21 protein-coding genes and 3 pseudogenes are annotated in these 26,981 nt (G+C 60.5%); 11 read left to right on the forward strand and 13 right to left on the reverse strand.

The window, feature by feature from the left end; all coding sequences use genetic code 11:
* Window positions 1–256: 256 nt before the first annotated feature.
* From ptsP to AB4O35_RS10060, 4 genes are all read left to right on the forward strand, one after another.
* Window positions 257–3,115 (forward strand): phosphoenolpyruvate--protein phosphotransferase, encoded by a 2,859-nt coding sequence (gene ptsP, locus AB4O35_RS10045; protein WP_065946185.1) that lies wholly within the window; start codon window positions 257–259, stop codon window positions 3,113–3,115.
* The gene (gene pfkB, locus AB4O35_RS10050) at window positions 3,116–4,036 is read left to right on the forward strand and encodes a 1-phosphofructokinase (RefSeq protein ID WP_065946184.1); all 921 of its coding nucleotides are present in this window, start codon (window positions 3,116–3,118) and stop codon (window positions 4,034–4,036) included.
* A gap of 11 nt (window positions 4,037–4,047) precedes the next feature.
* The gene (locus tag AB4O35_RS10055; RefSeq protein ID WP_065946183.1) at window positions 4,048–5,760 is read left to right on the forward strand and encodes a PTS fructose-like transporter subunit IIB; all 1,713 of its coding nucleotides are present in this window, start codon (window positions 4,048–4,050) and stop codon (window positions 5,758–5,760) included.
* A 192-nt stretch (window positions 5,761–5,952) separates the two neighbouring features.
* The gene (locus tag AB4O35_RS10060) at window positions 5,953–7,494 is read left to right on the forward strand and encodes an alkaline phosphatase D family protein (protein WP_065946182.1); all 1,542 of its coding nucleotides are present in this window, start codon (window positions 5,953–5,955) and stop codon (window positions 7,492–7,494) included.
* Between the two features lie 114 nt (window positions 7,495–7,608).
* Here the strand turns inward: AB4O35_RS10060 and AB4O35_RS10065 are convergent, their stop codons facing one another.
* Both AB4O35_RS10065 and AB4O35_RS10070 read right to left on the reverse strand, forming a co-directional pair.
* Window positions 7,609–10,134: a PepSY domain-containing protein gene (locus AB4O35_RS10065; RefSeq protein ID WP_065946181.1), complete on the reverse strand. Its 2,526-nt coding sequence runs from the start codon at window positions 10,132–10,134 to the stop codon at window positions 7,609–7,611.
* A gap of 136 nt (window positions 10,135–10,270) precedes the next feature.
* Window positions 10,271–10,457: pseudogene (locus AB4O35_RS10070) on the reverse strand (hypothetical protein); the annotation flags it as partial.
* Here AB4O35_RS10070 and AB4O35_RS10075 point away from each other — a divergent pair.
* The 3 genes and pseudogenes from AB4O35_RS10075 to AB4O35_RS10085 all read left to right on the forward strand — a co-directional run.
* Window positions 10,458–10,733, forward strand: a pseudogene (locus AB4O35_RS10075) (sel1 repeat family protein); the annotation flags it as partial. It abuts the pseudogene before it with no gap.
* Window positions 10,734–10,798: 65 nt separating this feature from the next.
* Window positions 10,799–11,065, forward strand: a pseudogene (locus tag AB4O35_RS10080) (CopG family ribbon-helix-helix protein).
* Window positions 11,065–11,340, forward strand: a complete 276-nt coding sequence (locus tag AB4O35_RS10085) for a type II toxin-antitoxin system RelE/ParE family toxin (RefSeq protein WP_083207170.1) — start codon at window positions 11,065–11,067, stop codon at window positions 11,338–11,340. The pseudogene AB4O35_RS10080 and the gene AB4O35_RS10085 overlap by 1 nt, the downstream one beginning before the upstream one ends.
* Window positions 11,341–11,395: 55 nt before the next feature.
* Here AB4O35_RS10085 and AB4O35_RS10090 read toward each other — a convergent pair whose 3' ends face one another.
* The 5 genes from AB4O35_RS10090 to AB4O35_RS10110 form a co-directional block, all read right to left on the reverse strand.
* Window positions 11,396–12,559: a type III PLP-dependent enzyme gene (locus tag AB4O35_RS10090; RefSeq protein WP_032861941.1), complete on the reverse strand. Its 1,164-nt coding sequence runs from the start codon at window positions 12,557–12,559 to the stop codon at window positions 11,396–11,398.
* A 446-nt stretch (window positions 12,560–13,005) separates the two neighbouring features.
* Window positions 13,006–14,163 carry an osmoprotectant ABC transporter ATP-binding protein OsmV gene (locus AB4O35_RS10095; RefSeq protein ID WP_053131666.1) on the reverse strand — a complete coding sequence of 386 codons (1,158 nt, stop codon included), beginning with the start codon at window positions 14,161–14,163 and terminating at the stop codon, window positions 13,006–13,008.
* On the reverse strand, window positions 14,160–14,813 hold the full coding sequence (locus AB4O35_RS10100) for an ABC transporter permease (protein WP_027604864.1): 654 nt from the start codon (window positions 14,811–14,813) through the stop codon (window positions 14,160–14,162). The genes AB4O35_RS10095 and AB4O35_RS10100 overlap by 4 nt, the downstream gene beginning before the upstream one ends.
* Before the next feature lie 12 nt (window positions 14,814–14,825).
* Window positions 14,826–15,719, reverse strand: coding sequence for a glycine betaine ABC transporter substrate-binding protein (locus AB4O35_RS10105; RefSeq protein ID WP_065879626.1), 894 nt, complete (start codon window positions 15,717–15,719; stop codon window positions 14,826–14,828).
* A 20-nt stretch (window positions 15,720–15,739) separates the two neighbouring features.
* The gene (locus AB4O35_RS10110) at window positions 15,740–16,492 is read right to left on the reverse strand and encodes an ABC transporter permease (protein ID WP_371905293.1); all 753 of its coding nucleotides are present in this window, start codon (window positions 16,490–16,492) and stop codon (window positions 15,740–15,742) included.
* 295 nt (window positions 16,493–16,787) lie between these two features.
* On the opposite strand from AB4O35_RS10110, the gene AB4O35_RS10115 reads away from it, so the two are divergent.
* The 4 genes from AB4O35_RS10115 to AB4O35_RS10130 all read left to right on the forward strand — a co-directional run bounded on the left by AB4O35_RS10115 (window position 16,788) and on the right by AB4O35_RS10130 (window position 19,728).
* Window positions 16,788–18,371, forward strand: coding sequence for a peptide chain release factor 3 (locus AB4O35_RS10115; RefSeq protein WP_049710031.1), 1,584 nt, complete (start codon window positions 16,788–16,790; stop codon window positions 18,369–18,371).
* A gap of 193 nt (window positions 18,372–18,564) precedes the next feature.
* Window positions 18,565–18,987: a hypothetical protein gene (locus tag AB4O35_RS10120; RefSeq protein ID WP_065890526.1), complete on the forward strand. Its 423-nt coding sequence runs from the start codon at window positions 18,565–18,567 to the stop codon at window positions 18,985–18,987.
* Window positions 18,988–19,119: 132 nt separating this feature from the next.
* Window positions 19,120–19,377 carry a hypothetical protein gene (locus AB4O35_RS10125; RefSeq protein ID WP_139114547.1) on the forward strand — a complete coding sequence of 86 codons (258 nt, stop codon included), beginning with the start codon at window positions 19,120–19,122 and terminating at the stop codon, window positions 19,375–19,377.
* A 96-nt stretch (window positions 19,378–19,473) separates the two neighbouring features.
* Window positions 19,474–19,728: a hypothetical protein gene (locus AB4O35_RS10130; protein WP_065890523.1), complete on the forward strand. Its 255-nt coding sequence runs from the start codon at window positions 19,474–19,476 to the stop codon at window positions 19,726–19,728.
* 113 nt (window positions 19,729–19,841) lie between these two features.
* Here AB4O35_RS10130 and AB4O35_RS10135 read toward each other — a convergent pair whose 3' ends face one another.
* The 6 genes from AB4O35_RS10135 to AB4O35_RS10160 form a co-directional block, all read right to left on the reverse strand.
* Entirely contained in the window at window positions 19,842–20,813 is a 972-nt protein-coding gene (locus AB4O35_RS10135; RefSeq protein WP_016976250.1) for a peptide ABC transporter ATP-binding protein, read from the reverse strand.
* On the reverse strand, window positions 20,813–21,781 hold the full coding sequence (locus AB4O35_RS10140) for an ABC transporter ATP-binding protein (RefSeq protein WP_065875131.1): 969 nt from the start codon (window positions 21,779–21,781) through the stop codon (window positions 20,813–20,815). Before AB4O35_RS10140 ends, AB4O35_RS10135 begins: the two co-directional genes overlap by 1 nt.
* A 10-nt stretch (window positions 21,782–21,791) precedes the next feature.
* A complete protein-coding gene (locus AB4O35_RS10145) occupies window positions 21,792–22,703 on the reverse strand; it encodes an ABC transporter permease subunit (protein WP_010213191.1) in 912 nt (303 codons plus the stop codon).
* Between the two features lie 10 nt (window positions 22,704–22,713).
* Window positions 22,714–23,724 (reverse strand): ABC transporter permease subunit, encoded by a 1,011-nt coding sequence (locus tag AB4O35_RS10150; RefSeq protein ID WP_003171721.1) that lies wholly within the window; start codon window positions 23,722–23,724, stop codon window positions 22,714–22,716.
* Between the two features lie 76 nt (window positions 23,725–23,800).
* On the reverse strand, window positions 23,801–25,399 hold the full coding sequence (locus AB4O35_RS10155; protein WP_065879624.1) for an ABC transporter substrate-binding protein: 1,599 nt from the start codon (window positions 25,397–25,399) through the stop codon (window positions 23,801–23,803).
* Between the two features lie 80 nt (window positions 25,400–25,479).
* On the reverse strand, window positions 25,480–26,874 hold the full coding sequence (locus AB4O35_RS10160; RefSeq protein WP_065875129.1) for an OprD family outer membrane porin: 1,395 nt from the start codon (window positions 26,872–26,874) through the stop codon (window positions 25,480–25,482).
* Between the last annotated feature and the right edge of the window lie 107 nt (window positions 26,875–26,981).

Raw genomic sequence — 26,981 nt, forward strand, 5'->3', positions numbered from 1 at the left:
ATTTTGTCCAATCGTAACCGATTCCTGTACACGACCAATGTCCTGGCTCAAGCGCCGAGCGGTTCTTCAAGGACAAGCAATTAACGCGTAGTCTTCCATAAAGTCTAGATTAAACGTTTCAGCCAGCGTATTTTTACGAAGATCGCGTCTGAGTAGCTACTGCCAATTGACTGCTCAGTCAGTATTGATGAACACCCCTTACACTGTTTGTTTAAAACAATACCTAGTGCGCCACCGCACTAACTAGGAGAACGGCATGCTTGAGCTCACTGTAGAGCAGATTTCCATGGGCCAGGTGGCTGTGGATAAATCTGCTGCCTTGCACCTGCTCGCTGAAAAACTGGTGGCCGATGGCCTGGTCGCCGAGGGTTACCTCAGCGGTTTGCAAGCCCGTGAAGCCCAGGGCTCGACCTTCCTCGGCCAAGGTATTGCCATCCCCCATGGCACCCCCGAAACCCGTGACCACGTATTTTCTACCGGTGTGCGCCTGCTGCAGTTCCCCGAAGGGGTGGACTGGGGTGACGGCCAGATCGTGTACCTGGCGATCGGCATTGCCGCTAAATCCGACGAACACCTGCGCCTGTTGCAACTGCTCACCCGGGCCCTTGGCGAAACCGATCTGGGCCAGGCACTGCGCCGTGCCGGCACAGCCGAAGCCTTGCTGAAGCTGCTGCAAGGTGCGCCGCAGGAGTTGGCACTGGATGCGCAGATGATCGGCCTGGGCGTGTCCGCCGATGATTTCGAAGAGTTGGTGTGGCGCGGCGCCCGCCTGTTGCGCCAGGCCGATTGTGTCAGCAACGGTTTCGCCGCCGTCCTGCAGCAGGTCGACGCACTGCCCCTGGGCGATGGCCTGTGGTGGTTGCACAGCGAGCAAACGGTCAAGCGCCCGGGCCTGGCGTTTGTCACGCCGGATAAACCCATGCGTTACCTCGGCCAGCCGCTCAATGGCCTGTTTTGCCTGGCCAGCCTGGGTGAAGCCCACCAGACGCTGCTTGAGCGCTTGTGTGCCTTGCTGATTGAAGGTCGCGGCCAGGAACTCGGCCGCGCCACCAGCAGCCGCGCGGTGCTTGAAGTGCTCGGCGGCGAACTGCCGCCAGACTGGCCAAGCGCGCGCATCACCTTGGCCAACGCCCACGGCTTGCATGCACGCCCGGCGAAGATCCTCGCGCAATTGGCGAAAAGTTTTGAAGGCGATATTCGCGTGCGTATCGTCGGTGGCCCGGTGGGCGCCGTGTCGGTGAAAAGCCTGAGCAAACTGCTCAGCCTCGGCGCGCGTCGCGGCCAGGTGCTGGAGTTTGTCGCCGAGCCGACGATTGCTGGCGATGCACTGCCTGCGCTGTTGGCGGCGGTGGAAGAGGGTCTCGGCGAAGACGTTGAGCCGCTGCCGACCCTGAGCGCCCAGCCCGAAGTCCTCGACATTGAGCCGGTGCTCAGCGCGCCGCTGGCCGGCAGCCAGGTCCAGGCCATCGCCGCCGCGCCCGGCATCGCCATCGGCCCTGCGCATATCCAGGTTCAGCAGACGTTCGATTACCCGCTGCGCGGCGAATCCTCGGCCATTGAGCGCCAGCGCCTGCAAAGCGCCCTGGCCGAGGTGCGCGGTGATATCCACGGCCTGATCGAACGCAGCCAATCCAAGGCTATCCGCGAGATTTTCATCACTCACCAGGAGATGCTCGACGACCCGGAACTGACCGACGAAGTCGACACCCGCCTCAAGCAAGGCGAGAGCGCCGAAGCGGCGTGGATGAGCGTGATCGAAGCCGCCGCCAAGCAGCAGGAGTCGTTGCAGGATGCTTTGCTCGCCGAACGTGCGGCTGACCTGCGTGATGTCGGCCGCCGAGTGCTGGCGCAATTGTGCGGCGTTGAGACGGTTCAGGCGCCAAGTGAACCTTACATTCTGGTCATGGACGAAGTCGGCCCGTCCGACGTTGCACGGCTTGATCCCTCGCGCGTCGCCGGTATCCTCACCGCCCGTGGTGGGGCTACCGCCCACAGCGCCATCGTCGCCCGTGCCCTCGGTATTCCCGCGCTCGTCGGTGCGGGTCCCGCCGTATTGCTGCTGGCCTCCGGTACGCCGTTGCTGCTGGATGGCCAACGCGGTCGCCTGCATGTCGACGCCGACGCTGCCACCCTGCAGCGCGCCACGGTTGAGCGCGACACCCGTGAGCAACGCCTGCAAGCCGCTTCGGCGCAGCGTCATGAACCTGCATTGACCCGTGACGGCCACGCCGTTGAAGTATTCGCCAACATCGGCGAAAGCGCCGGCGTTGCCAGCGCGGTGGAGCAGGGCGCCGAAGGCATCGGTTTGCTGCGTACCGAACTGATTTTCATGGCCCACCCGCAAGCGCCGGACGAAGCCACCCAGGAAGCCGAGTACCGCCGCGTGCTCGATGGCCTCGGTGGTCGCCCATTGGTCGTTCGTACCCTTGATGTAGGCGGTGACAAGCCGCTGCCGTATTGGCCGATTGCCCAGGAAGAAAACCCTTTCCTTGGCGTGCGCGGCATTCGCCTCACCTTGCAACGCCCGCAGATCATGGAAGCGCAATTGCGCGCATTGCTGCGCTCGGCGGACAACCGCCCGCTGCGCATCATGTTCCCCATGGTCGGCAGCGTTGACGAATGGCGCGCGGCCCGCGACATGACCGAGCGCCTGCGCCTTGAAATCCCGGTGGCCGACCTGCAACTGGGCATCATGATCGAAGTGCCATCGGCCGCTTTGCTTGCGCCGGTATTGGCCAAGGAAGTCGACTTCTTCAGCGTCGGCACCAACGACCTGACCCAGTACACCCTGGCCATCGACCGCGGCCACCCGACCTTGTCGGCTCAGGCCGACGGCCTGCATCCGGCGGTGTTGCAACTGATCGATATCACCGTGCGCGCCGCCCATGCCCATGGCAAATGGGTGGGGGTGTGCGGTGAGTTGGCGGCGGACCCGCTGGCGGTGCCGGTGTTGATCGGCCTGGGGGTGGATGAGTTGAGCGTGTCGGCCCGCAGCATTCCTGAAGTGAAGGCGCGCGTGCGCGAATTCAGTCTGAGCGAGGCCCAGGGCCTGGCGCAAAAAGCACTCGCGGTGGGCTCGCCCGCCGAAGTGCGTGCCCTAGTGGAGGCCGTGTAGATGGCAAGGATTCTGACCCTGACGCTGAACCCGGCGTTGGACCTGACGATACGCCTGGCGCGCCTGGAACCGGGTGAAGTAAACCGCAGCGAAACCGTGCTCACCCATGCCGCCGGCAAGGGCGTGAATGTGGCGCAGGTGCTGGCGGATTTGGGCCATCACGTGAGCGTGGGTGGTTTTCTCGGTGCGGCAAACCCCGCGGCGTTTGATGCACTGATTGCCAGCCGTGGGTTTGGCGACGCGTTCATTCGCGTGCCGGGCGAAACCCGGAGCAACATCAAGATTGCCGAACAGGACGGCCGCGTTACCGACATCAATGCGCCTGGGCCTGTGGTGAGTGAGCAGGCGCAACGAGAACTGCTCAAGAGGGTGGCGATGATCGGCCCTGAATTCGATGCGGTCGTGGTGGCCGGCAGCTTGCCGCGCGGCGTCAGCCCGCAATGGTTTCAGGGCTTGCTCGAGGAGCTCAAGGCGCTCGGTTTGAAAGTGGCCCTGGACACCAGCGGCGAGGCGCTGCGCGCCGGCTTGAAGGCTGGCCCATGGATGGTCAAACCCAACACCGAAGAGCTGGCCGAAGCCTTGGGTAATGCCACGGACGCCATCAACCAGTTGCATCAACAGGGCGTGGAGCATGTGGTGGTTTCCGACGGCGCCGCCGGCGTGACCTGGTACAGCCCGGCCGGGGCGCTGCATGCCACGCCGCCACAGGTGACGGTCGCCAGTACCGTCGGCGCCGGCGACTCGCTGCTGGCCGGGATGCTGCACGGTGTGCTCAGTGGCGACACGCCGGAGCACACCCTGCGCCGGGCCACGGCGATTGCCGCCATGGCGGTTACGCAGATTGGTTTTGGCATCAACGATGACGCGCAGTTGGCGCGTCTCGAAAGCGGCGTACACGTACGCCCGCTGACAGAACAATAAGAGGGTTTGTGATGAAGTTAGCCATTGTTACTGCCTGCCCGAACGGCATGGTCACCAGTGTGCTGTGCGCCCGCTTGTTGGACGCTGCCGCGCAGCGCCAGGGCTGGAGCACCAGCGTTGAGGTGGTGGATGTGCAGCGCCCGGAACGCCAGTTGTCCCAGGCCACAATCGACGACGCTGAGTGGGTGTTGCTGGTCAGCAGCACCCCTGTCGACATGCAACGGTTTGTCGGCAAGCGCGTGTTCCAGAGTACCCCGGCCCAGGCGCTGGCGGATGTCGACGCCGTGTTGCGTCGCGGCGCCGAAGAGGCGCAGGTCTACGTTGCGGCTGCACCTGTAGCCAAAAATACACCGCGCATCGTCGCGATTACTGCCTGCCCAACGGGCGTCGCCCACACCTTCATGGCCGCCGAAGCCTTGCAGCAGACGGCCAAGCGTTTGGGCTATGACTTGCAGGTCGAAACCCAGGGTTCGGTCGGCGCACGCACGCCATTGAGTCCGAAAGCTATTGCCAATGCCGACGTGGTGCTGCTGGCGGCCGATATTGAAGTGGCCACCGAGCGCTTCGCCGGCAAGAAGATCTACCGCTGCGGCACCGGTATTGCCCTCAAGCAATCCGAAGCCACCCTCAACAAGGCCCTCGCCGAAGGTGCCGTGGAAAGCGCCGCCAGCGGCGCGGTGGCCAAGAAAGAAAAAACCGGTGTGTACAAACACCTGCTGACCGGCGTGTCGTTCATGTTGCCGATGGTGGTGGCGGGCGGGTTGTTGATTGCGTTGTCGTTCGTGTTCGGTATTCACGCGTTTGAACAAGAGGGCACCCTCGCCGCTGCGCTGAAAACCGTCGGCGATCGCGCCTTCATGCTGATGGTGCCGCTGCTGGCGGGCTACATCGCCTACTCGATTGCCGACCGTCCTGGTATTGCGCCGGGGATGATCGGCGGCCTGTTGGCGGGCACCCTGGGCGCGGGTTTTATCGGCGGCATCCTCGCCGGTTTCCTCGCAGGCTACTGCGTCAAGTTCATCTCGCGTGCGGTGCAATTGCCGCAAAGCCTGGAAGCGCTCAAGCCGATCCTGATCATCCCGTTGCTGGCAAGCCTGTTCACCGGCCTGGCGATGATCTACCTGGTGGGCCCACCGGTGGCGCGTCTGCTCACGGGCCTTACTGACTTCCTCAGCACCATGGGCACCACCAATGCGGTGCTGCTGGGCATCCTGCTGGGCGGCATGATGTGCGTCGACCTCGGCGGGCCGATCAACAAGGCGGCGTATGCGTTTTCGGTCGGCTTGCTGGCGGCGTCCAGCGGTGCGCCGATGGCCGCGACCATGGCCGCCGGCATGGTGCCGCCCATTGGCATGGGCATCGCTACGTTCCTGGCGCGACGCAAGTTCGCCCAGGCCGAACGCGAAGCCGGCAAGGCGGCGATGATCCTCGGCATGTGCTTTATTTCTGAAGGCGCGATCCCGTTTGCCGCCAAGGACCCGCTGCGCGTGATCCCGGCCAGCATCGCCGGCGGCGCCCTGACCGGCGCGCTGTCGATGTACTTCGGCTGCAAACTGGCGGCGCCCCATGGTGGGTTGTTTGTGCTGATCATCCCGAATGCGATGAACCATGCGCTGCTGTATCTGCTGGCGATTGTTGCGGGTAGTTTGTTGACCGGTTTGGTCTACGCGTTGATCAAGCGCCCTGAAGCGGTCGAACTGGAGATGACACCTACCAAGGCCTGACTCGGTTTAAAAGTGTGGGAGCTGGCTTGCCTGCGATAGCGGTGGGTCAGCTTGCAAATTTGTTACTGATACACCGCTATCGCAGGCAAGCCAGCTCCCACATTTGATCTTCATTGTCTGTGGGGCTGGTGTCATATCTGCTTCATGCCGCCGTGGTTTAGTTTCCCTTTTGATCCTCAAGAGGGCACCTGCATGAGCCACTTCGATCTCGGCCGCCGCCGCGTGATGCAAGCTGTCGGTGCCGGGCTGTTATTACCGGGCCTGGCCCCGGCAGTGATCGCCTCCGTGAAGGACCGCCCGCAACTCACTGACGGTGTGCAGTCCGGCGACCTGCTCGGCGACCGCGCGATGATCTGGAGCCGCAGCGACCGCCCCGCGCGCATGGTGGTGGAGTGGGACACCCGCAGCGTATTCAGCAACCCGCGCAAATTCATCTCGCCGCTTGCCGACAACCGCACAGACTTTACCGCCCGCGTCGAACTCACCGGGTTGCCCGCCGACCAGGCGATTTTCTACCGTGTGCATTTCGAAGACGCCCAGACCGGTGTTGCCAGCGAACCCTGGTTCGGCCACTTGCGCAGCGTGCCGCAACAGCGCCGCGATATCCGTTTTGTGTGGAGCGGCGACACCGTCGGCCAAGGCTTCGGCATCAACCCGGACATCGGCGGCATGCGCATCTACGAAGCCATGCGCCTGCGCCTGCCGGATTTCTTTATCCACAGCGGCGACACCATCTACGCCGACGGCCCGGTACCGGCGCAGCTTAAGGTTGAAGATGGGCGTATCTGGCGCAATATCACCACCGAAGCCAAGAGCAAAGTCGCCGAAACCCTGGATGAGTATCGCGGTAATTACCGCTACAACCTGATGGACGAAAACGTGCGGCGCTTCAACGCCGAGGTGCCGCAGATCTGGCAATGGGACGACCACGAAGTGGTGAACAACTGGTCGCCGAGCAAGCAGCTCGATGAGCGTTACCAGACCAAGGACATCAACACCTTGGTCGGCCGCGCACGCCAGGCCTGGCTGGAATATTCCCCGATGCGCCGGCAAAGCGCAGATGGCGGTGGGCGGATTTATCGCAAGCTCAGTTATGGTCCGTTGCTGGATGTGTTCGTGCTGGATATGCGCAGCTATCGTGGCCCCAACGATGACAACCTGGGCGGCGAAAAACCCTTCCTCGGTCGTGAGCAATTGGACTGGCTCAAGGGCGAACTCAAGGCGTCCAAGGCGCAGTGGAAAGTGATCGCCGCCGACATGCCCATCGGTCTTGGCGTGCCTGACGGTGAATTGAACCCCGGTGTAGCGCGTTGGGAAGCCATCGCCAACAACGACCCGGGTGCGCCGCAAGGTCGCGAGTTGGAAGTCGCCGAATTACTGGGCTTTTTAAGGGCTCAGAAGGTGCGCAACCATGTGTGGTTGACAGCGGATGTGCACTACTGCGCCGCGCATCATTACCACCCGGATCGCGCGGCGTTCCAGGATTTCGAGCCGTTCTGGGAGTTTGTCGCCGGGCCACTGAACGCAGGGAGTTTCGGGCCTAATCCACTGGATAAAACCTTTGGGCCCGAGGTGGTGTTCGAGAAGGCACCACCGGCGCAAAACACCTCACCGTTTGCCGGGTTCCAGTTTTTTGGCGAGGTGCAGATTGATGGGCGGACGGCGGAATTGACGGTCATCCTTCGTGATTTGGATGGCGTATCAGTGTTCGAGCAAAAACTCCAACCAGCCTGACGTGGAATGCAATCAAAACTGTGGGAGCTGGCTTGCCTGCGATAGCGGTCGTGAATTCACTATCGCTATCGCAGGCAAGCCAGCTCCCACATTGATCTCATTGTCTATGAGGGATCAGTAGACATCCCGGCGGTAGCGACCTTGCTCGATCAACCGCTCTACAGCTTCACTGCCGAGAATATCCACCAGCGCCTGATCCACCCCAGCCGCCATCCCCTGCAAACTCCCGCACACATAAATCGCCGCGCCATCCGCCAGCCACTTACGCAGCACATCGTCCGATTCACGCAGGCGATCCTGCACATAGATTTTCTCTGCCTGATCGCGGGAAAACGCCAGGTCCAGCAACGCCAGATCACCACTGGCCAACCAGCCCTGCAATTCGTCCTGGCAGAGGAAGTCGTGGGCGATATTACGTTCGCCGAACAGCAGCCAGTTGCGTTGCTGCCCATCGGCAATCCGCGCCTTGAGCAAGCTGCGCAGGCCTGCCAGGCCGGTGCCGTTGCCCAGCAGGATCAGTGGCACCGGTGCCTCCGGCAGGTGGAAGCCACTGTTGCGACGCAGGCGCAGGCTGACGCTTGATCCGATGGCGGCGTGCTCGGTGAGCCAGCCACTGGCCAACCCCAGGCTGCCGTCGGGGTGGCGTTCCTGGCGCACGATCAACTCCAGCACGCCCTCGCTGGCAATCGAGGCGATGGAGTATTCGCGCATGCCCAGGGGCACCAGCGCGTTCACCAGGGCCTGGGCGTGCAGGCCGACCAAGTGGGTGCGGTTGTCCGGCAGTTGGCGCGTGGCGAGCGCTTGGTTGAGGGACTGCGGCATGCCGTCGATCAATACGCCATCGCTGCCGGCCAGGCCGAGGCCGGCGAGGAAGTGTTCGATGGCCCAGGGGCAATTGCGTGGCAGCACTTCCACCAGATCACCGGCTTGCCAGCTTTGCGGCGAAGGCGAGGTGAGGCCCAGCAAATACACGTTCGAGCCGCTGCTGTCGCGGTTGAGCAGGGTGCGTTGGCTGAGCGTCCAGTTTTCGTACTGGGCGGTCGGCCAGGCTGCCACGGGGGCGTGGCCTGTGAGTTGTCCAAGCTGTTGTTGCCAGTGCAGCAGGGCGGTGGTGTCGCCGTTGTCCACTTCCACGGGCGCGAACAGGGGGTTGCCGCCCTGGTTGGTCAGCCAGAAACTCAGGCGCCGTGCAAAACCGCAGAAGTGTTCGTATTGGCGGTCACCCAAGGCCAGTACCGAGTAGTTCAGGCCTTTGAGGGACAGGTCCTGGCCGAGCACGCTGCGCTCGAAACCACGGGCGCTGTCGGGGGCTTCGCCGTCACCGAAGGTGCTGACCACGAACAACGCATTTTCTGACTGACGCAGGTCATCCTGGCTGACGCTGCCCAGGGGCTGCACCTTCACCGGCAAGCCTGCCGCTTGTAGTTGCCCGGCGGTCTGCCAGGCCAGTTGTTCGGCAAAACCGCTCTGGCTGGCAAAGCCGATCAGCCAGGCCGGGGCATCGCTGGTATTGGCCGTGAGCCCTTGCCGTGCATCGCGCACCTGGCGTTTTTTGCGACGACGGTCCAGGTAGAGCAGCCAGCCGGTGATGAAGAACAACGGCATCAGCAATGAGCTGACCGTGAGGATAATCCGCCCTGTCAGGCCAAAGTAGCTGCCGGTGTGCAGCGCATAAACGCTGGTCAGCAATTGGGCGCCGAGCGTCTTGCTGGCGTATTGGTCGTGGGATTTAACCTCGCCGGTGGCCGGGTCCAGGTTGATCTGGTTCAGCGCGCGGTCATGGGGCGAGTTGCTCAGCAGGTAGTAGACCGTGGCGGGTTGCCCCGCGACCGCTGGCATGCGGATGTTATAGGCGCTCAAACCTGGGCCGGCGTTGCTGTAGATACTGCTCCAGATTGCGTCGTAGTTGGCCACTGGCGCCGCACCGTCGGGCGCCGGGCCGCGCTTGCGAACCCTTTCATTGTGAGGCGCGTCGGACAACAGTTTGGTCAGGCCCTGGCTGTACCAGTCGTAGGACCAGGTCAGCCCGGTCAGCGCCGACAGCAGATAGGCCAGCAAGCACCAGGTGCCGAATACCGAGTGCAGGTCCCAGTTGAAGCTGCGCCCCTTTTTGCGCCAGTCCAACATCAGCCAGGCCCTCCAGCTCGCCACTTGGCGCGGCCAGCGCAGGTACAAGCCGGAGAGGCAGAAGAACACCAGGATCAGCGTGCAGGCGCCGGTGATCTGCCGGCCGGTTTCGCCCATGACCAGGAAACGGTGCAGTTGCAGGATAAAACCGAACGCGTCCTGGCCGACGGCGTCGCCCATGTAGTCGCCGGTGTAGGGGTCGAAGTAGCGCATCTGGCCACGGCGCTCGCCGGGCGGCGGGGTGAAGAACACGCGTGCAGCGTTACCGCTTTCGCTTTCCACCCAGAGCATGGACACGGTCTTGCCTTCAGTGGCCTCCAGCTTGCGCACCAGCTCGGCGGGCGGCAGCACACCCGCTTCGCGTTTCTCGACGCTCAGTACCGTGGGGTTGAGCGCCCGCAGAATCTCATCCTGAAACGAGACCGCAGCTCCGGTGGTCCCCATCAAGGCCAGCACCAGCCCGGCAGTAATGCCAAAGAACCAGTGCAACTGGAACAGGGTTTTCTTCAACACGTCTGACCGCCTCGTCTATCTGAATATGTAGGGCACGGCGCGCATTATGCCGTGGCTTGTCGAGAAACATTCTGTGTAACACGCAAAAGCCCCACGCATCTGATGCGTGGGGCTTTTTGCTGCGTGGCGCTGCTGTTTAAAAGTGGAAGCTGGTGGTCAACAGTGCCGTACGACCGGCCGCCTGGTTGGCGAAGTGGGTCGAGAATGCCTTGTCGTAGTAAACCTTGTCGGTCAGGTTTTGCACGTTCAATTGAAGGTCGACGTTCTTGGTCAGCTCGTAGCTGGCCAAGAACGTCGTAGCGGGTGTAGGACGGTACGTATACGCCGTGGGCTGGTACCGACGCTCAGCCGAAGGCGGGGATTTTCGCGGGCAGTTCAGCTACGCGGCGGTGCTGGCGGACAGAGGCCAGATCGATGCGGCGTTAGTGTGGTTGCGCAAGGCGTTGGCGGGCGGGAATCTGAGGTTTTTGCGGGTGGCGCATAAAGCGCTTTTAAAAGCAAAGCAACCAGAGATCCACTCCGTAGCAGAGGAGTTTGAGGTGCAAATTGCTCGATTAAACGATGAGCGGCCGAGCATTGAGGTTGTTGTCCGAGCGTAAATCACTATGATTAGGTGTGATTCAGTTTTAATCATGTATCTCGCATCGATGCGGAGAGAGGGTTTATGGGGGCGGACACCAAAGTACTGACAGCTCACGTCCCCACGGCGCTGGCGCAAAAGGTCGATCAGATGGCGGCGCGAATGGATCGTTCTTGAGGTTGGCTCGTCAAGCAAGCCCTCGCCGATTGGGTTGATCTTGAAGAGGAGCGCAGCCGGCTCACGCGGGAGGCTATGGCCGATGTTGACGCTGGTCGTGTGATTGACCAGCAGGCAGTGCAAGCTTGGGTTGACAGTTTGAGCACCGATACGCCGTTGCCGGTGCCGCGTTGATGGAGTTGAAGTGGACTAGTAGAGCCTTATCAGACCTGGCTCGGCTTTTCGACTTCCTCGCTGTGGTCAATCGACAGGCTGCGGCACGCACCGTGCAGTCTCTGTCCCAAGCACCTACGAGTTTGCTGACTAATCCAAGTCTAGGTGAGCGAGTCGAAGAATTCGAACCACGCGATGTAAGAGGGCTTTTAGTGGGCCGGTACGAGATGAGGTATGAGATTCAAGAATCCACAATCTATATCTTGCGCTTGTGGCGCGTCCGCGAAGCTCGATGATTTTTACTCATAAAAAAACCCATGACACGTCATGGGTTTTTTATTGGCAGTACGCTTACACGTAGAACGACTTCAACGGCGGGAACCCATTGAACTCAACCGCGCTGTAGCTGGTGGTGTAAGCGCCGGTCGACAACCAGTACAAACGATCACCAATCGCCAGGTTCAGCGGCAAGCCGTACTTGTAGTTTTCGTACATGATGTCGGCGCTGTCGCAGGTCGGGCCGGCGATGACCACTTCTTCCATCTCGCCTTTCTTCTCGGTCCAGATCGGGAACTTGATGGCTTCGTCCATGGTTTCGATCAGGCCGGAGAACTTGCCCACGTCCGTGTAAACCCAACGCTCGACGGCGGTGCGCGATTTACGCGCGACCAGCACCACTTCGCTGACCAGGATACCGGCGTTGGCAATCAACGAACGGCCCGGCTCAAGGATGATTTCCGGCAGTTCATCGCCAAAGTCTTCCTTGAGGAAACGGATGATTTCTTCGGCGTAGGTTTCCAGGCTGTTGGTGCGGGTGATGTAGTTGGCCGGGAAGCCACCGCCCATGTTGATCAGCTTGAGGTGAATGCCGTCTTCTTCTTTCAGGCGTTCGAAGATCACCTTGACCTTGGCGATCGCCGCGTCCCATACGCTGATGTCGCGCTGTTGCGAGCCAACGTGGAACGAGATGCCGTAAGGCACCAGGCCCAGGTCGCGGGCGAGGATCAGCAGGTCCATGGCCATGTCGGTCTGGCAGCCGAATTTGCGTGACAAAGGCCAGTCAGCCGTGGTCGAGCCTTCGGTGAGGATACGCACATACACTTTCGAACCCGGCGCGGCCTTGGCGATGTTGCGCAGGTCGGCTTCGGAGTCGGTAGAGAACAGGCGCACGCCCTTCTCGTAGAAGTAGCGTATGTCCTTGGATTTCTTGATGGTGTTGCCGTAGCTGATACGGTCGGCGCTGACGCCACGGTCCATCACTTTGTCCAGCTCGTAGATCGAGGCGATGTCGAAGCTCGAACCTTTGTCCTTGAGCAGGTCGATGATCTCGACGGCCGGGTTGGCCTTGACTGCGTAGTAGACCTTGGCGAATTCGAAACCGGCGCGCAGGTCATCGTAGGCCTGGCTGATCATCGCGGTGTCGATCACCACGAATGGGGTTTCCTGTTTGTCGGCGAACGCCTTCATTTTGTCAAAGGTGGCGCGCGCGAAATAATCTTCGACGTTGATCGACATGCTGGGAACTCCTAAGGGCAAACTGGTTTGATCAATGGGTGCAAATGAACGTCCTCCGTATCCCCACTTTGGTTCGCCTACTTCCCAAGGCTTGTCGCCGAAAGCAAAAAGGCCATGGGCGTAACCGCTTCCCTTGGCCTTGCTGTCTCGTCGTCAGTACTTGAGCCGGATGGATCGTTTCCAGCATGGACGTTCGGCGCGAACTTTAGGGCTTGATGGGCGTGGGATCAACTAAAAATGTCGCGTTTTTGCACGCGTTCGTCGTGAGGACCGGTACAGCTACTTATGTAACCGACAGGTGTGACGGAATGATGTTCCCCGAATGGCGTAAATCAGCGTGAATTGTGATGCCTTCATCGCGGGCAAGCCCGGCTTCCACAGGGATCGGCGTTATTCATGACAACGCGATCAAATGTGGGAGCTGGCTTGCCTGCGATAGCGATTGATCAGGCCAGCGCAGTTTCAGCAGGCGAAACGATACTGGTCTTGCCCCCACGCGACTTACCCGAACTCAGGTACTCGGCAATCGACTCCTGCGTCACCTCGCCCAGGAACACCCGCTCCGCATCCATCACCGGCAACCACGAGCGGTTGAACTCGTACATGCGCGACAGCAGGATGCGCAAATGCTCGTCATACGCCGCCGTGGCGTTGAATTCGCGCAGGTATTGGCCGCAAGTACCGGTCTGACGGTGAAGGTCGCGACGTCGTACATACCCCAGCGCCTTGTTCTCGGCACAGGTGACCACCACATAGCGGCGGTCAGTTTCATCCATCAATTCCAATGCTTCGGCCACCGGTGTTTCCGGGCTCACAGACGGCGCGTTATCCGCCGCGTCTTCGGCTTTCACCAGCAACAGGCGCTTGAGGGTGCTGTCCTGGCCCACGAAGTTGCTGACGAACTCGTCGGCCGGGTGCGCCAGCAAAGTGTCCGGGTGATCGATCTGCAGCAGCTTGCCGGCGCGGAAGATCGCGATCTTGTCGCCCAGCTTGATGGCTTCGTCGATGTCGTGGCTGACCATGATCACGGTCTTGTTCAGCGCGCGTTGCATCTCGAAGAATTCGTTCTGGATCATCTCGCGGTTGATCGGGTCGACCGCGCCGAACGGCTCATCCATCAGCAGCAGCGGCGCATCGGCCGCCAGTGCGCGGATCACGCCGATACGCTGTTGCTGGCCGCCCGACAATTCGCGCGGGTAGCGATGCAGGTATTGCTTGGGTTCCAGCTTGATCATGCTCATCAACTCGCGGGCGCGGTCGTGGCATTTCTGCTTGTCCCAGCCCAGCAATTTGGGCACGACCACGATATTTTCCTCGATGGTCATGTTCGGGAACAGGCCGATCTGCTGGATCACATAACCGATGTTGCGGCGCAGGGTCACTTCGTCGAGGTCGGTGGTGTCTTCGCCGTTGATCAGAATCTTGCCCGAGGTCGGCTTGATCAGGCGGTTGATCATTTTCAGTGTGGTGCTCTTGCCGCAGCCCGAAGGGCCGAGGAATACGCAAATCTCGCCTTCGTTGACGGTCAGGCTTACGTCGTTGACGGCGGAAACAGTCTTGCCGTTGCTTTGAAAAGTCTTGGTCAGGTTTTGAAGTTCGATCATTTGAGCAGTCCTTTTGGAGTCAGCGAGCGTTGCAGCCATTGCAAAAGCAGGTCGGCGAAGATGGCCAGGAGACTGACCAGCACGGCGCCAACGATCAGCATCGACATGTCGCTGCGGCTGATGGAAGCCAGAATAAGTACACCCAGGCCACCGGCGCCGATGGTGGCGGCGATGGTCATTACACCAATGTTCATCACCACGGCGGTGCGTACACCGGCGAGGATCACCGGCACGGCGATAGGCAGCTCGACCATGCGCAGGCGCTGGCCGAAGGTCATGCCGATGCCTTTGGCGGCTTCACGGATGCCCGGTTCCACACCGGTGAGGGCGAGGTAGGTGTTACGCATGATCGGCAACAGGGAGTAGAGGAACACGGCGGTGATCGCCGGCATTGGCCCCAGGCCCTGGCCGAACTTGGAGTAGAACGGCAACAACAGGCCGAACAGGGCGATAGACGGCACCGTCAGCAAAACCGTGGCACTGGCTTGCAATGGGCCGGCCAGCGTCGGGAAGCGTGTCATCAGCACGCCCAGCGGCACGCCTACGACGATTGCCAGGATCACGGCGATGCCAACCAGGGTGATGTGCTGCCAGGTCAGGTGCAGGACCTGGGCCCAATCAAGATGGGAAAAGGCGTTCAGGAATTCCATGTCTTCTCCTCTTTAGTTGATGGGGTGTTGGCGCAGGAAATCGGCGGCAACAGCGGATGGGCTTTCATGGCCGACGTCGACCCGCGCGTTCAGCTCGCGCATGGTTTTATCGTCGAACAGATCGGCCAACGGCTTGAGTTCAGCGGCCAATTGCGGATGCTTGTCGAGATAGTCCTGACGGATCACCGGCGCGGCGGTGTAGTCCGGGAAGTAGTGCTTGTCGTCTTCCAGCAGCTTCAATTTGAAGGCATTCAGGCGACCGTCGGTGGTGTAGACCAAGCCGGCAAACACTTGGCCATTTCGCAGCGCGGTGTAGACCAGGCCGGCGTCCATCTGCCGGGTGTTTTTGCGGGTCAGGTTCATGTCGTACAGCTTGACCATGCCACCCATGCCGTCGGAACGGTTGGCGAACTCGGTGTCCAGGGCCACCAGGCGCGTGCCTTTGGTTTTTTCCGCCAGGGCTTGGGTCAGGTCGCTGATGTTATTGATCTGCGGGAATTCCTTGGCCACGTTCTCGGGCAACGCCAGCGCATAGGTGTTGCTGAAGCGCGACGGCGAGAGCCAGACCAGGCCTTTTTTCGCGTCGAGTTCTTTCACCCGAGCGTAGGACTGTTCGCTGTCGAGTTTCTCGTCGATATGGTTGTAGGCCACCAGCGACACGCCGGTGTATTCCCACAGCAGGTCCAGTTGCCCGCTTTCCTGGGCACTGCGCGCCAGGTTGCTGCCCAGGCCGCCGGTCACCTGGGTTTTATAGCCCTTGGTGCGCAGGTACTGGGAGGTGATTTCGGCCAGCAGGGTCTGTTCGGTGAACACCCGGGCGCCGATGCGGATCAACGGTTTTTCAGCGGCTTGCGCAATGCCTGCAAACAGCAGCACGCAGCTCAATATCAGAGTCAGTCTTTTCATGTGATTTCCTTTGCCAAGCCTTAAGACGGACGCAACCCGCGTTCCAGCCAGAGGCGGCTGGCCATGGTCACCAGACCGTCAAGCAGCAACGCCAGCAACGCGGTGCACGCGGCGCCGAGCAGCAATTGCGGCTGATTGTTCAGGGCGATACCGGGGAAGATCAGGCTGCCCAGGCTGTTGGCACCAATCAGGAACGCCAGCGGTGCGGTGCCGACGTTGATCGCCAGGGCCACGCGCACGCCGCCGATGATGATCGGCACGGCGTTGGGCAATTCCACGCGAAACAGCACCTGGCGCGGCGTCATGCCGATGCCGGTGGCGGCTTCTTTCAGCGAGCCTTGAACGTTTTTCAGGCCTTCGTAGGTGTTGCGCACGATAGGCAGGAGGGAGGCGAGGAACAGCGCAAAAATGGCCGGGCCGCTGCCGATGCCAAGGACGCCGAGGGCGATGGCCAGTACGGCCAGGGGCGGGACGGTGTTACCGATGTTGAAGATCTGCATGAAGCGTTCTGCGCGCCCGACCATGTTCGGTCGGCTGAGCAGGATACCGGCGGGGATGCCCACAATCAGGGCGGCCAGCATGGAGACTAGAACCAGGATCAAATGAGCTTGCAGGTAAAACAACAAATCGTCGCGGTACAGTTCGATCGTGTTGATGCCGATCCAGTGGATCAGCAGGGCCAGGAGAGCGACGACAACCGCTCCTCCCATAAGCCCTTTGCCATAGCGAATAGCCACAGGCGGACTCCTTTTTTCTTCTGTCGGCGCCCACATTCTCCGGCGGCAATGCCATTCCTGGCTGCCTCTGAATGTGGTCGCGAAATGCAGCTCGCCGATACCGGCAACGCGGTATGCGATCGAGCCATGAGCGCAGCCTCGTCAGGCTAACTTGCTGATTTATCAGCCCCTGTTCCGAGTGCGATAGCAGGGGAGTGGACGTCTCTACCTTTTAAAAGGTTCCACACTTGGCAGCATTTAGCCACCCCCAATGGGCTGAACGGTGGTCTGGCCGCCCGGGTTTGCGCTATACTCGCCGCCCTTTTTTGACTCACCTGCCAGGCGATTTCCCATGACCCACCAGGCCGCCGAAGTCGCGAAACGCCGCACTTTCGCCATTATTTCCCACCCCGATGCCGGTAAAACCACCATCACCGAGAAGCTGTTGCTGATGGGCAAGGCAATCGCGGTGGCCGGCACGGTGAAATCCCGCAAGTCCGACCGCCATGCCACCTCTGACTGGATGGAAATGGAAAAACAACGGGGTATTTCCATTACCACGTCGGTCATGCAATTCCCGTATCGCGACCACATGGTCAACCTGCTCGACACCCCGGGCCACGAAGACTTCTCCGAAGACACCTATCGCACCCTGACCGCGGTCGACTCCGCGCTGATGGTCCTCGACGGCGGTAAAGGTGTCGAGCCACGGACCATCGCGCTGATGGACGTGTGCCGTCTGCGTGACACGCCGATCGTCAGCTTCATCAACAAACTCGACCGCGACATCCGCGACCCGATCGAGCTGTTGGATGAAATCGAAGCCGTCTTGAAGATCAAGGCCGCGCCGATCACCTGGCCGATTGGTTGCTACCGCGACTTCAAGGGCGTGTACCACCTGGCCGACGACTACATCATTGTCTACACCGCCGGCCACGGTCACGAGCGCACCGACGTCAAGATCATCGAGAAACTCGATTCGGACGAAGCCCGCGCCCACCTGGGTGACGAGTACGACCGCTTCGTCGACCAGCTGGAACTGGTGCAGGGCGCCTGCCATGAGTTCAATCAGCAAGAATTCCTCGACGGCCAACTGACCCCGGTGTTCTTCGGGACGGCCTTGGGCAACTTCGGTGTCGACCACGTGCTCGACGCCGTCGTCGATTGGGCGCCGAAGCCTTTGGCCCGCGTCGCCAACGAGCGCACCGTTGAGCCTGTGGAAGAGAAATTCACCGGCTTCGTGTTCAAGATCCAGGCGAACATGGACCCGAAACACCGTGACCGCATTGCCTTCATGCGCATCTGCTCCGGCCGATACGAAAAAGGCATGAAGATGCGCCACGTGCGCACCGGCAAGGACGTGCGCATCGGCGACGCCCTGACGTTCTTCTCCTCCGAGCGTGAACAGCTCGAAGAAGCCTACGCCGGCGACATTATCGGTCTGCACAACCACGGCACTATCCAGATCGGCGACACCTTCACCGAAGGCGAAGCGCTGGGCTTCACCGGTATCCCGCACTTCGCCCCGGAACTGTTCCGCCGCGTGCGCCTGCGCGACCCGCTGAAATCCAAGCAACTGCGCCAAGGCTTGCAGCAACTGGCGGAAGAGGGCGCCACCCAGGTGTTCTTCCCCGAGCGCAGCAACGACATCATCCTTGGTGCCGTCGGTGTGCTGCAGTTCGATGTGGTCGCCAGCCGCTTGAAAGAGGAATACAAGGTCGAATGCTCCTACGAGCCGATCACCGTGTACTCCGCGCGCTGGATCGATTGCAGCGATAAGAAGAAGCTGGAAGAGTTCTCCAACAAAGCCGTGGAAAACCTGGCGATCGACGGCGGTGGTCACCTGACCTACCTGGCGCCGACGCGGGTCAACCTGGCGCTGATGGAAGAGCGTTGGCCGGATGTGAAATTCCGTGCGACCCGCGAACACCACTGAGTTCTTATCGGGTGGACTAAAAAACCTCACAGGCGCGAGTCTGTGAGGTTTTTTTTCGGCTGCGCAAGAGCCTGTTGACATGGCTGTCCGCTGTCAGAGTTGACAGTAGACGCTGGATTTGGGGTGAACTAGTTTGTGAACTCACAGACATGTGTTCCCGCGTTCCGCAGGTCATTTCAACAGGAGAAAGGTCATGACGGTTCAATTAGATGCAGGGCAAGTCAGGTTCAAAGATAGCAGCCATGCAAACCTGATATTTCAAGGTGCGTCTAATATGTATGACGCAGGGGGCGGCGGTGTAATAACGGCCGGTTCTCCCGATCAGAACGCGGGTTCTATTCAGTTGTTCTGGACAGGGTTGGAGCTATGGTTATCCGGTAGCCCATTGAGTACCGAGCTGAGATTTGAGTACATGCCAAGAGTTGATAATGGGCGTAAATGGAATGGGAGAGCGGGTGTTCTGAATGGTGTCATCAGCCACTCAGGGGCCTTGGCAATCGTCAGTTTCAAGGTCACGGTTCATCGTGATGGCTCACCGACGGAAACCCGTGACATTGAGGGGGGGGTATACTGTGACCGCTTCACCGGGGCGCAGAATCCTTCCTCCAACGGATGAACCTGTGTGGTTGCTTAAGTCGCCATTTTCGCCTGAAAGGCTCGGCTGGGAGAACGTATCCATTTGCACAACCCGTGCATCAGGTCTAGCGTTTCGGATGCGGCCTTACCCACGACTGAAAAGGAGACCTCCTTGCCAAGTGTTCGACGCACCCTCCGTCTGATGTTTTTGGGGGGCTTGGGACTTTCCATCGCCTGGGCCCACACCACGGCACTCGCAGACGCTGGAACGCCTGCATGGAAAGACACCGGCCCTGTCAGCAAGCGTAAGCAACAAGAAGTCAACTCCGGCAGCTGGCAGCCCCAAGCCCAGCCCGCCCCGAAGGAGGACCAGGAAAACCCCTACAACGAAGGCGAAGACAGCGAAACCTACGACGACGGCGACACCTGAGTCCTGGCGTAAACCCGGCATTGGGACTAGCGTCAACGCTGGCGACGGTGAGCGGCTGTCGCGTGGGATTTACCTACTGACTGGGCGGAATCAACCATGAGTATTTTTCAACGAGTCGTGCTGTTGATAAAGGTGCTGGTGCTGTTGTCGTTAGGGACGTCGACGGCCTGGGCGAAAAATCCGGTGCACAGCGGTCTTGTGTCTTCGGGGCATAGCCAAGATCTGCAGTTGGCCAAATCCGAAGCTGAACCCGGCGATCAGGACCAGGGCGGCAGCGAGGGTGACGACGACTCCACCACAGACGGCCCCGACAGCGATGCCCCTGACGATGAAGGCGACAGCCAAACGTAGGCATCGCCAAAAAGAAAGCCCCTCCCGCCAAGCTGATGCGCAACCTGGTGGGAAGGGCTGTAGAACACGTGCAATGCCCTGGGCTCAAGACTCAGGGCATTTTTGTTGCAGGGTCAGGCGACAAATTGCTCCGCATAGTGGCAAGCCACCTGGCGGTTATCCAAGGCGCGCAGTTGCGGCTCCTCGGTGCTGCACCGCGCGGTCGCGTACGGGCAGCGCTTGTGGAAAGCGCAGCCGGGCGGCGGGTTCAGCGGGTTGGGCAGTTCGCCGACGATCTTGATCTTCGGCTTGTTCGGGTCCGGGTGAATGGTCGGGGTCGCCGACAGCAACGCCTGGGTGTACGGGTGCAGCGGGCGGGCGTAGATGTCTTCCTTGGGGCCGACTTCCACCGGGCGACCGAGGTACATCACCATCACGTCATCGGCAACGTGTTGCACCACGGCTAGGTTGTGGGAAATGAACACGTAGGCCGTGTTGAATTCCTGCTGCAGGTCCATGAACAGGTTCAGCACCTGGGCCTGGATTGACACGTCGAGTGCAGAGGTTGGCTCATCCGCCACCAGCACTTTCGGTTGCAGCATCATCGCGCGGGCGAGGGCGATACGCTGGCGCTGACCACCGGAGAACATGTGCGGGTAACGCTGATAATGCTCAGGGCGCAGGCCCACTTGCTTCATCATCGCCTGCACTTTCTCGCGGCGTTCGGCGGCGGACAGGTTGGTGTTGATCAGCAGCGGCTCGCCGAGTTGATCGCCGACTTTCTGCCGCGGGTTCAACGAGGCGTAGGGGCTTTGGAACACCATCTGCACGTCTTTGCGCAATTGCTTGCGCTGGGCCTTGTCGGCGCCGGCGACTTCCTGGCCGGCGATTTTCAAGGACCCGGAAGACGGCTCTTCAATCAGCGTCAGCGCACGGGCCAGGGTGGATTTGCCGCAACCCGACTCGCCAACAACGGCGAGGGTCTTGCCGGCCTCCAGCTCAAAGGACACGCCATTCAGCGCCCGTACCAAGGCATGGCCCTTGAACAGGCCACGGGACACTTCATAGTGACGGGTAAGGTCGCGGGCGGTAAGAACGACGGCCATTACGCCACCTCCTGGTTCAAGGGGTAGAAGCAACGTGCAAGGCTGTGGCTTTTCGGGTCAAGTCCGGGCCGCTGGGTGCGGCAGGATTCCTGCACGTACGGGCAACGGGGTGACAGCAGGCAACCTTGCGGGCGGTCATAACGACCAGGAACGATACCCGGCAGCGTGGCCAGGCGCGTGGCGCCGAGGCTGTGCTCGGGGATCGCCTTGAGCAGCGCTTCGCTGTACGGGTGCGCCGGAATGTCGAACAACTGCGGCACCTGGCCGACTTCCACGGCTTGGCCGGCGTACATCACGCACACGCGCTGGGCGGTTTCCGCCACGACCGCGAGGTCGTGGGTGATCAGCACCAGGCCCATGTTCTGTTCTTTCTGCAGGGCCAGCAGCAGTTCCATGATCTGCGCCTGGATGGTCACGTCCAGCGCGGTGGTCGGTTCGTCGGCGATCAGCAGTTTCGGCTCGCCGGCAATCGCCATCGCGATGGCTACACGCTGGCTCATACCACCCGACAGTTGGTGCGGGTAGGCATCCATACGGCTGGCGGCGCCTGGGATTTCAACCTTTTCCAACAGTTCGATGGCACGCTTGCGCGCTTGCTTGCCGGACATCTTCAAATGCAGGCGCAGTACTTCTTCGATCTGGAAACCCACGGTGTAGCTGGGGTTCAGCGCGGTCATCGGGTCCTGGAACACCATCGCCAGGTCTTTGCCGACGATCTGGCGACGCTGGCGGTTGCTCAGCTTGAGCATGTCCTTGCCGTCGAAGTTCAGCGCGTCGGCGGTGACGATGCCGGGATGCTCGATCAGGCCCATCAGCGCCATCATGGTCACGGATTTACCCGAGCCCGACTCGCCAACGATCGCCAGTACTTCGCCTTTGTCGACCGAAATGTCGAGGCCATCGACCACCGGCACGGCGGTCTTGTCGCCGAAGCGGACGTTGAGATTCTTGATTTCTAACAGTGACATGGGAATCTCCTCAGGCGGCGTTCTTGAGTTTCGGGTCCAGCGCATCGCGCAGGCCGTCACCCATCAAGTTGATTGCCAGCACGCTGAGCAAAATGGTCAAACCAGGCAGGCTCACCACCCACCAGGCGCGTTCGATGTAGTCACGGGCCGACGCCAGCATGGTCCCCCACTCTGGGGTTGGCGGTTGTACGCCGAGGCCAAGGAAGCCCAGGGCCGCGGCATCGAGGATCGCCGAAGAGAAACTCAAGGTGGCCTGTACGATCAGTGGCGCCATGCAGTTGGGCAGCACGGTGATGAACATCAGGCGTGGCAGGCCGGCGCCGGCGAGGCGGGCGGCGGTCACGTAGTCACGGTTCAGTTCGCCCATCACCGCCGCGCGGGTCAGACGCACGTAGGACGGCAACGAGACGATAGCGATGGCGATCACGGTGTTGATCAGGCCAGGGCCGAGGATCGCGACAATGGCAACGGCCAGCAGCAGCGAGGGCAAGGCCAGCATGATGTCCATCAAACGCATGATGGTCGGGCCGAGCAAGCGTGGGAAGAATCCGGCGAACAGACCCAGCAGGATCCCCGGGATCAGCGACATCACCACCGACGACAAACCGATCAGCAACGACAGACGCGAGCCCTGAATCAGGCGCGAGAGCAAATCACGGCCCAATTCGTCGGTGCCCAACAGGAACTGCATCTGCCCGCCTTCCAGCCAGGCCGGCGGGGTCAGCAGGAAGTCGCGGTATTGCTCGCTTGGGTTATGCGGCGCAACCCAGGGCGCGAAGATCGCGCAGAACACAATCAGCAACATGAACAACAGGCCGGCAACCGCGCCCTTGTTCTTGGAGAAGGCTTGCCAGAATTCTTTGTACGGGGACGGGTACAGCAGGCTTTGATCGACTGCTGACACTGGAGTAGGTGTGGTCATGGTCTTGATCTCAGCGCTGGTGACGGATGCGTGGGTTGGCGAAGCCGTAGAGGATATCCACCACGAAGTTCACCAGGATCACCAGGCAGGCGATCAGCAGAATGCCGTTTTGCACCACCGGGTAGTCCCGCGCGCCAATGGCTTCGATCAGCCATTTGCCGATGCCGGGCCACGAGAAGATGGTTTCGGTCAAAACCGCACCGGCCAGCAGCGTGCCGACTTGCAGGCCGACCACGGTCAATACCGGGATCAACGCGTTACGCAGGCCGTGTACGAATACCACGCGCGCCGGCGACAGGCCCTTGGCCTTGGCGGTGCGGATGTAGTCTTCGCGCAGTACTTCGAGCATCGACGACCGGGTCATCCGCGCGATCACTGCCAGCGGGATGGTGCCAAGCACGATGGCCGGCAGGATCAGGTGGTGCAGTGCATCCCAGAACGCGTCTGGCTCGTCAGCCAGCAGGGTGTCGATCAGCATGAAGCCGGTGCGCGGCTCGATGTCGTAGAGCAGGTCGATACGCCCGGAAACCGGGGTCCAGCCCAGGCTCACCGAGAAGAACATGATCAGGATCAGGCCCCACCAGAAGATCGGCATCGAATATCCCGCCAGGGAGATGCCCATCACCCCGTGGTCGAACAGGGATCCTCGTTTAAGTGCCGCGATCACCCCGGCCAGCAGGCCCAGGATACCGGCGAACAACAGGGCGGCCATGGACAGTTCCAGGGTCGCCGGGAAGAGGGCGGTGAATTCGGTCCACACGCTGGTCCGGGTCCGCAGCGATTCGCCAAGGTCGCCTTGGGCGAGCTTGCCGACATAGTCCAGATATTGCGCATACAACGGCTTGTTAAGGCCAAGGCGTTCCATTGCCTGTGCGTGCATCTCGGGGTCGACTCGTCGTTCGCCCATCATGACTTCGACGGGGTCGCCAGGGATCATGCGAATCAACGCAAACGTCAGCAACGTGATGCCGAAGAACGTGGGGATCAGTAACCCCAGTCGGCGGGCAATAAAACTAAACATCTTGTTGTGTACCTCAATCAGCCGGTTAGGCAGGTCCGGCGCCGTCAATAGCGACGGCGCCGAGCGTTTTTCTTATTTACTTCACCTGGGTGGTGGCGAAGTTATTTGTACCCAGAGGGCTTTGGGTGAAGCCTTCTACGTTCTTGCGCATGGCGGTGAACAGTTTCGGGTAAGCCATGGGAAGCCATGGTTGGTCCTTGTCGAAAACGTCCTGTGCTTGTTCATAGAGTGCAGCGCGCTGGCCGGGTTCAGCGACGGCACGTGCCTTATCGATCAAGTCTTGAAACTCTTTGTTACACCAACGTGCGTAGTTTTCGCCGTTTTTCGCAGCATCGCAACTCAGGTTTGGCGTAAGGAAATTGTCCGGGTCGCCGTTATCACCTACCCAGCCAGCCGAAACCATGTCGTGCTCGCCGTTTTTAGCACGCTTGAGCATCTCGCCCCATTCCATAACTTTGATATTGACCTTCAAGCCAATCTGCGCCAGATCCGCCTGCATGCGCTGTGCGCCGAGCATCGGGTTAGGGTTGGTCGGGCCGCCGCCGTTACGGGTGAACAGGGTGAATTCGGTGCCTTCCGGTACGCCGGCTTCCTTGAGCAGGGCGCGGGCCTTGTCCAGGTCGCGGGGCGGATTCTTCAGCTTGTCGCTGAAGCCCAGCAAGGTCGGCGGATAAGGGCCGGTGCCCACCACCGCATTGCCTTTGCCGAACAGGGCTTCTGTATAGCCGGCCTTGTCGAACGCGATGTTGATCGCGTGACGGACCCGCGCATCGCTCATGTATTTGTGGGTGGTGTTCAACGCCGTGTAACTGGTGGTCATCGCTGCCAGCTCATCGACTTTCAGGTTAGGGTCTTTCTTGATGCTTGGAATGTCATCCGGCTTGGGGAATAACGCGATCTGACATTCGTTGGCCTTGAGCTTCTGCAGGCGCACGTTGTTATCGGTGGTGACCGCCAGGATCAGCGGGTCTACTGCCGGTTTGCCGCGGAAATAGTCGGGGTTGGCCTTGAACCGCGCCTGGGCGTCTTTCTGATAACGGGTGAAGATGAACGGGCCAGTGCCGATGGGCTTGGCGTTCAGGTCTTCGGTCTTGCCGGATTTGAGCAACTGGTCGGCGTATTCCTTCGAATGGATTGAAGAAAATGCCATGCCCAGGTCGGCCAGGAACGGTGCTTCAGGACGGGTCAGGGTAAAGACGACGGTATGATCGTCCGTCTTCTCTACGCTCTTGAGCAGTTCCTTGAAGCCCATGCTTTCAAAGTACGGGTAGCCCACGAGGGACTTTTTATGCCACGGGTGATTCGGGTCCAGCTGGCGCTGGAAGCTCCAAAGCACGTCGTCGGCGTTCATGTTGCGCGTGGGTTTGAAGTAGTCGGTGGTGTGGAACTTGATGTCGTCACGCAGGTGAAAGGTGTAGGTCAGGCCATCGGCGCTGATCTCGGGCAGGTCTTTGGCCAGCGCGGGGATCACTTCAGTGGTGCCGGGCTTGAAATCCACCAGGCGGTTGAACATGGTTTCAGCAGCAGCGTCAGCGGTCACGGCCGTGGTGTACAGGACCGGGTCGAAACCCTCCGGGCTGGCTTCGGTGCAGACCACCAGCGGTTTGGCCGAAACGCCGATCGCCACGCTCAACAGCGCGGCAGCCATGGCGGCTTGTAGTGGAAGCATTTTCATTCAGAGCCCTCTGCAATCGATGGGACCAGACAAACGTAGACGGCGGGCTCGTCCTGAGCCCGCCGTCTACCTGGCGCTAATTAAAGGATGTTGAATGGAACAGTGGTCACCAGACGGAACTCTTTGATGCTGCCATCTGCCTGGAACTCGCTGCCACGGTGCTCAACATAGGTTGCGCGCACGGTGGTGGCCTTGAGTGGGCCGCTTTGGATGGCGTAAGAGCCGCCAACACCGTATTCCTGGTGTTTTTCGCCGTCCTGGTTCTGGATGCCGTCGTAGGCGAACTTGGCCCGACCGTTGTTGCCGGTGTAGTGAGTGCCGTCGATGCCCCAGCCACGCGCCGAGTAGATGTTGAACTTCAAGCCTGGCACGCCGTATTCGGCCATGTTGATGCCATAGGCAACCTGGAACGATTTCTCGTTCGGGCCGTTGAAGTCAGAGGTCAGGGAGTTGGCCAGGTAGATGCCGTTGGTTTCGTGCAGGTAGTCGAAGTATTCGTTACCGTTCACAGCCTGGTAGGAGAAGGTCAGGCTGTGTGCCTGGTGAGCCAGGCCCAGGGACAGGGAGTAGGTATCGTTGTCGATTTCCCCCATCTCTTTTTTGCCTTCATCGACAGTCTTGTAGTAGTTGAAACCGGTGGTCAGCGCCAGTTGCTGGGCATCACCCAGCTCGTGGGTTGCGCCGAAGTAGTACTGGTTCCAGAAGTCCTTCACGTTGGCGCCGAAGACGCTGACTTTCAGGCTTTTCAGCGGCTGGTAGTTCAGGCCCAGGGTGGACACCTTGTCGGTTTCCGCGCCATTGCCGTATTCGCTGCGGAATTTCGACAGGCTCTGTTCGGTACGTGGCGAAACGCGGTCAAACACGCCACCTTGGAACGACAGGTTGCTGAACTCTTCGCTGTTGAAACTCACACCTTCAAAGCTCGATGGCAGGGCACGGTTGCCGATGGTGTCGACGATGCCGCTGCTGAAGTTCTGACGACCGGCAGTCAATGTGGTGTTCGACACACGGAACTGCACGTTGGCCAGGCCCAGTTTGCTCCATTGGCCTACTGCATCACCGTCGGAGTCAGCCAGGGTACGGTTGGAGCCGCCCTTGATATCACGCTTGCTGCGGTCCAGGACCACGGCGTTGTACACCGCCAATTCAGTCTTGACGCCTACGGTGCCCTGGGTGAAACCCGAGCTGGCGTTGATGATCGTGCCCTGTACCCAGTTGGTACGGTTACGGTCAGTCAGCGTCTGGCCATGCTTTTTGTATTCGAAGGTGCCGCCACGGTATTTGCTTTCGTGGGAGTACCAGTTACGCGTGGTGCCGCCCAGGCTGAAGTCTTCGATAAAGCCTTTGGCTTCGCTTTGCGCGCTGGTGCCGGCCAGGGTAGTCGGAACGAAGTCCTGGCTGACGGATTCAGCGTAGGCGGTGGCCGTGATGCTGCTGATGGCCAGGGCCAGAAGCGCTTTGCTGCTCAGTTTCATGAATGAAGCTCCTTTGGTTCTCTTTTTAATGCCGGTCTTTTTTGGTGATCCGGCTATTGGGTGTGTAACTCGTTCAAGCCATTGCAAACGTTTGCCGTAGGAAAAAT

The sequence above is a fragment of the Pseudomonas sp. H1_A03 genome (genome assembly GCF_054685145.1).

What these genes read in the sequence shown, in the direction of transcription:
- ptsP (WP_065946185.1), top strand. Translation starts at nt 257, where the DNA reads ATGCTTGAGCTCACTGTAGAGCAGATTTCCATGGGCCAGGTGGCTGTG.
- pfkB (WP_065946184.1), top strand. Translation starts at nt 3,116, where the DNA reads ATGGCAAGGATTCTGACCCTGACGCTGAACCCGGCGTTGGACCTGACG.
- AB4O35_RS10055 (WP_065946183.1), top strand. Translation starts at nt 4,048, where the DNA reads ATGAAGTTAGCCATTGTTACTGCCTGCCCGAACGGCATGGTCACCAGT.
- AB4O35_RS10060 (WP_065946182.1), top strand. Translation starts at nt 5,953, where the DNA reads ATGAGCCACTTCGATCTCGGCCGCCGCCGCGTGATGCAAGCTGTCGGT.
- AB4O35_RS10085 (WP_083207170.1), top strand. Translation starts at nt 11,065, where the DNA reads ATGGAGTTGAAGTGGACTAGTAGAGCCTTATCAGACCTGGCTCGGCTT.
- AB4O35_RS10090 (WP_032861941.1), bottom strand. Translation starts at nt 12,559, where the DNA reads ATGTCGATCAACGTCGAAGATTATTTCGCGCGCGCCACCTTTGACAAA.
- AB4O35_RS10095 (WP_053131666.1), bottom strand. Translation starts at nt 14,163, where the DNA reads ATGATCGAACTTCAAAACCTGACCAAGACTTTTCAAAGCAACGGCAAG.
- AB4O35_RS10100 (WP_027604864.1), bottom strand. Translation starts at nt 14,813, where the DNA reads ATGGAATTCCTGAACGCCTTTTCCCATCTTGATTGGGCCCAGGTCCTG.
- AB4O35_RS10105 (WP_065879626.1), bottom strand. Translation starts at nt 15,719, where the DNA reads ATGAAAAGACTGACTCTGATATTGAGCTGCGTGCTGCTGTTTGCAGGC.
- AB4O35_RS10110 (WP_371905293.1), bottom strand. Translation starts at nt 16,492, where the DNA reads ATGTGGGCGCCGACAGAAGAAAAAAGGAGTCCGCCTGTGGCTATTCGC.
- AB4O35_RS10115 (WP_049710031.1), top strand. Translation starts at nt 16,788, where the DNA reads ATGACCCACCAGGCCGCCGAAGTCGCGAAACGCCGCACTTTCGCCATT.
- AB4O35_RS10120 (WP_065890526.1), top strand. Translation starts at nt 18,565, where the DNA reads ATGACGGTTCAATTAGATGCAGGGCAAGTCAGGTTCAAAGATAGCAGC.
- AB4O35_RS10130 (WP_065890523.1), top strand. Translation starts at nt 19,474, where the DNA reads ATGAGTATTTTTCAACGAGTCGTGCTGTTGATAAAGGTGCTGGTGCTG.
- AB4O35_RS10135 (WP_016976250.1), bottom strand. Translation starts at nt 20,813, where the DNA reads ATGGCCGTCGTTCTTACCGCCCGCGACCTTACCCGTCACTATGAAGTG.
- AB4O35_RS10140 (WP_065875131.1), bottom strand. Translation starts at nt 21,781, where the DNA reads ATGTCACTGTTAGAAATCAAGAATCTCAACGTCCGCTTCGGCGACAAG.
- AB4O35_RS10145 (WP_010213191.1), bottom strand. Translation starts at nt 22,703, where the DNA reads ATGACCACACCTACTCCAGTGTCAGCAGTCGATCAAAGCCTGCTGTAC.
- AB4O35_RS10150 (WP_003171721.1), bottom strand. Translation starts at nt 23,724, where the DNA reads ATGTTTAGTTTTATTGCCCGCCGACTGGGGTTACTGATCCCCACGTTC.
- AB4O35_RS10155 (WP_065879624.1), bottom strand. Translation starts at nt 25,399, where the DNA reads ATGAAAATGCTTCCACTACAAGCCGCCATGGCTGCCGCGCTGTTGAGC.
- AB4O35_RS10160 (WP_065875129.1), bottom strand. Translation starts at nt 26,874, where the DNA reads ATGAAACTGAGCAGCAAAGCGCTTCTGGCCCTGGCCATCAGCAGCATC.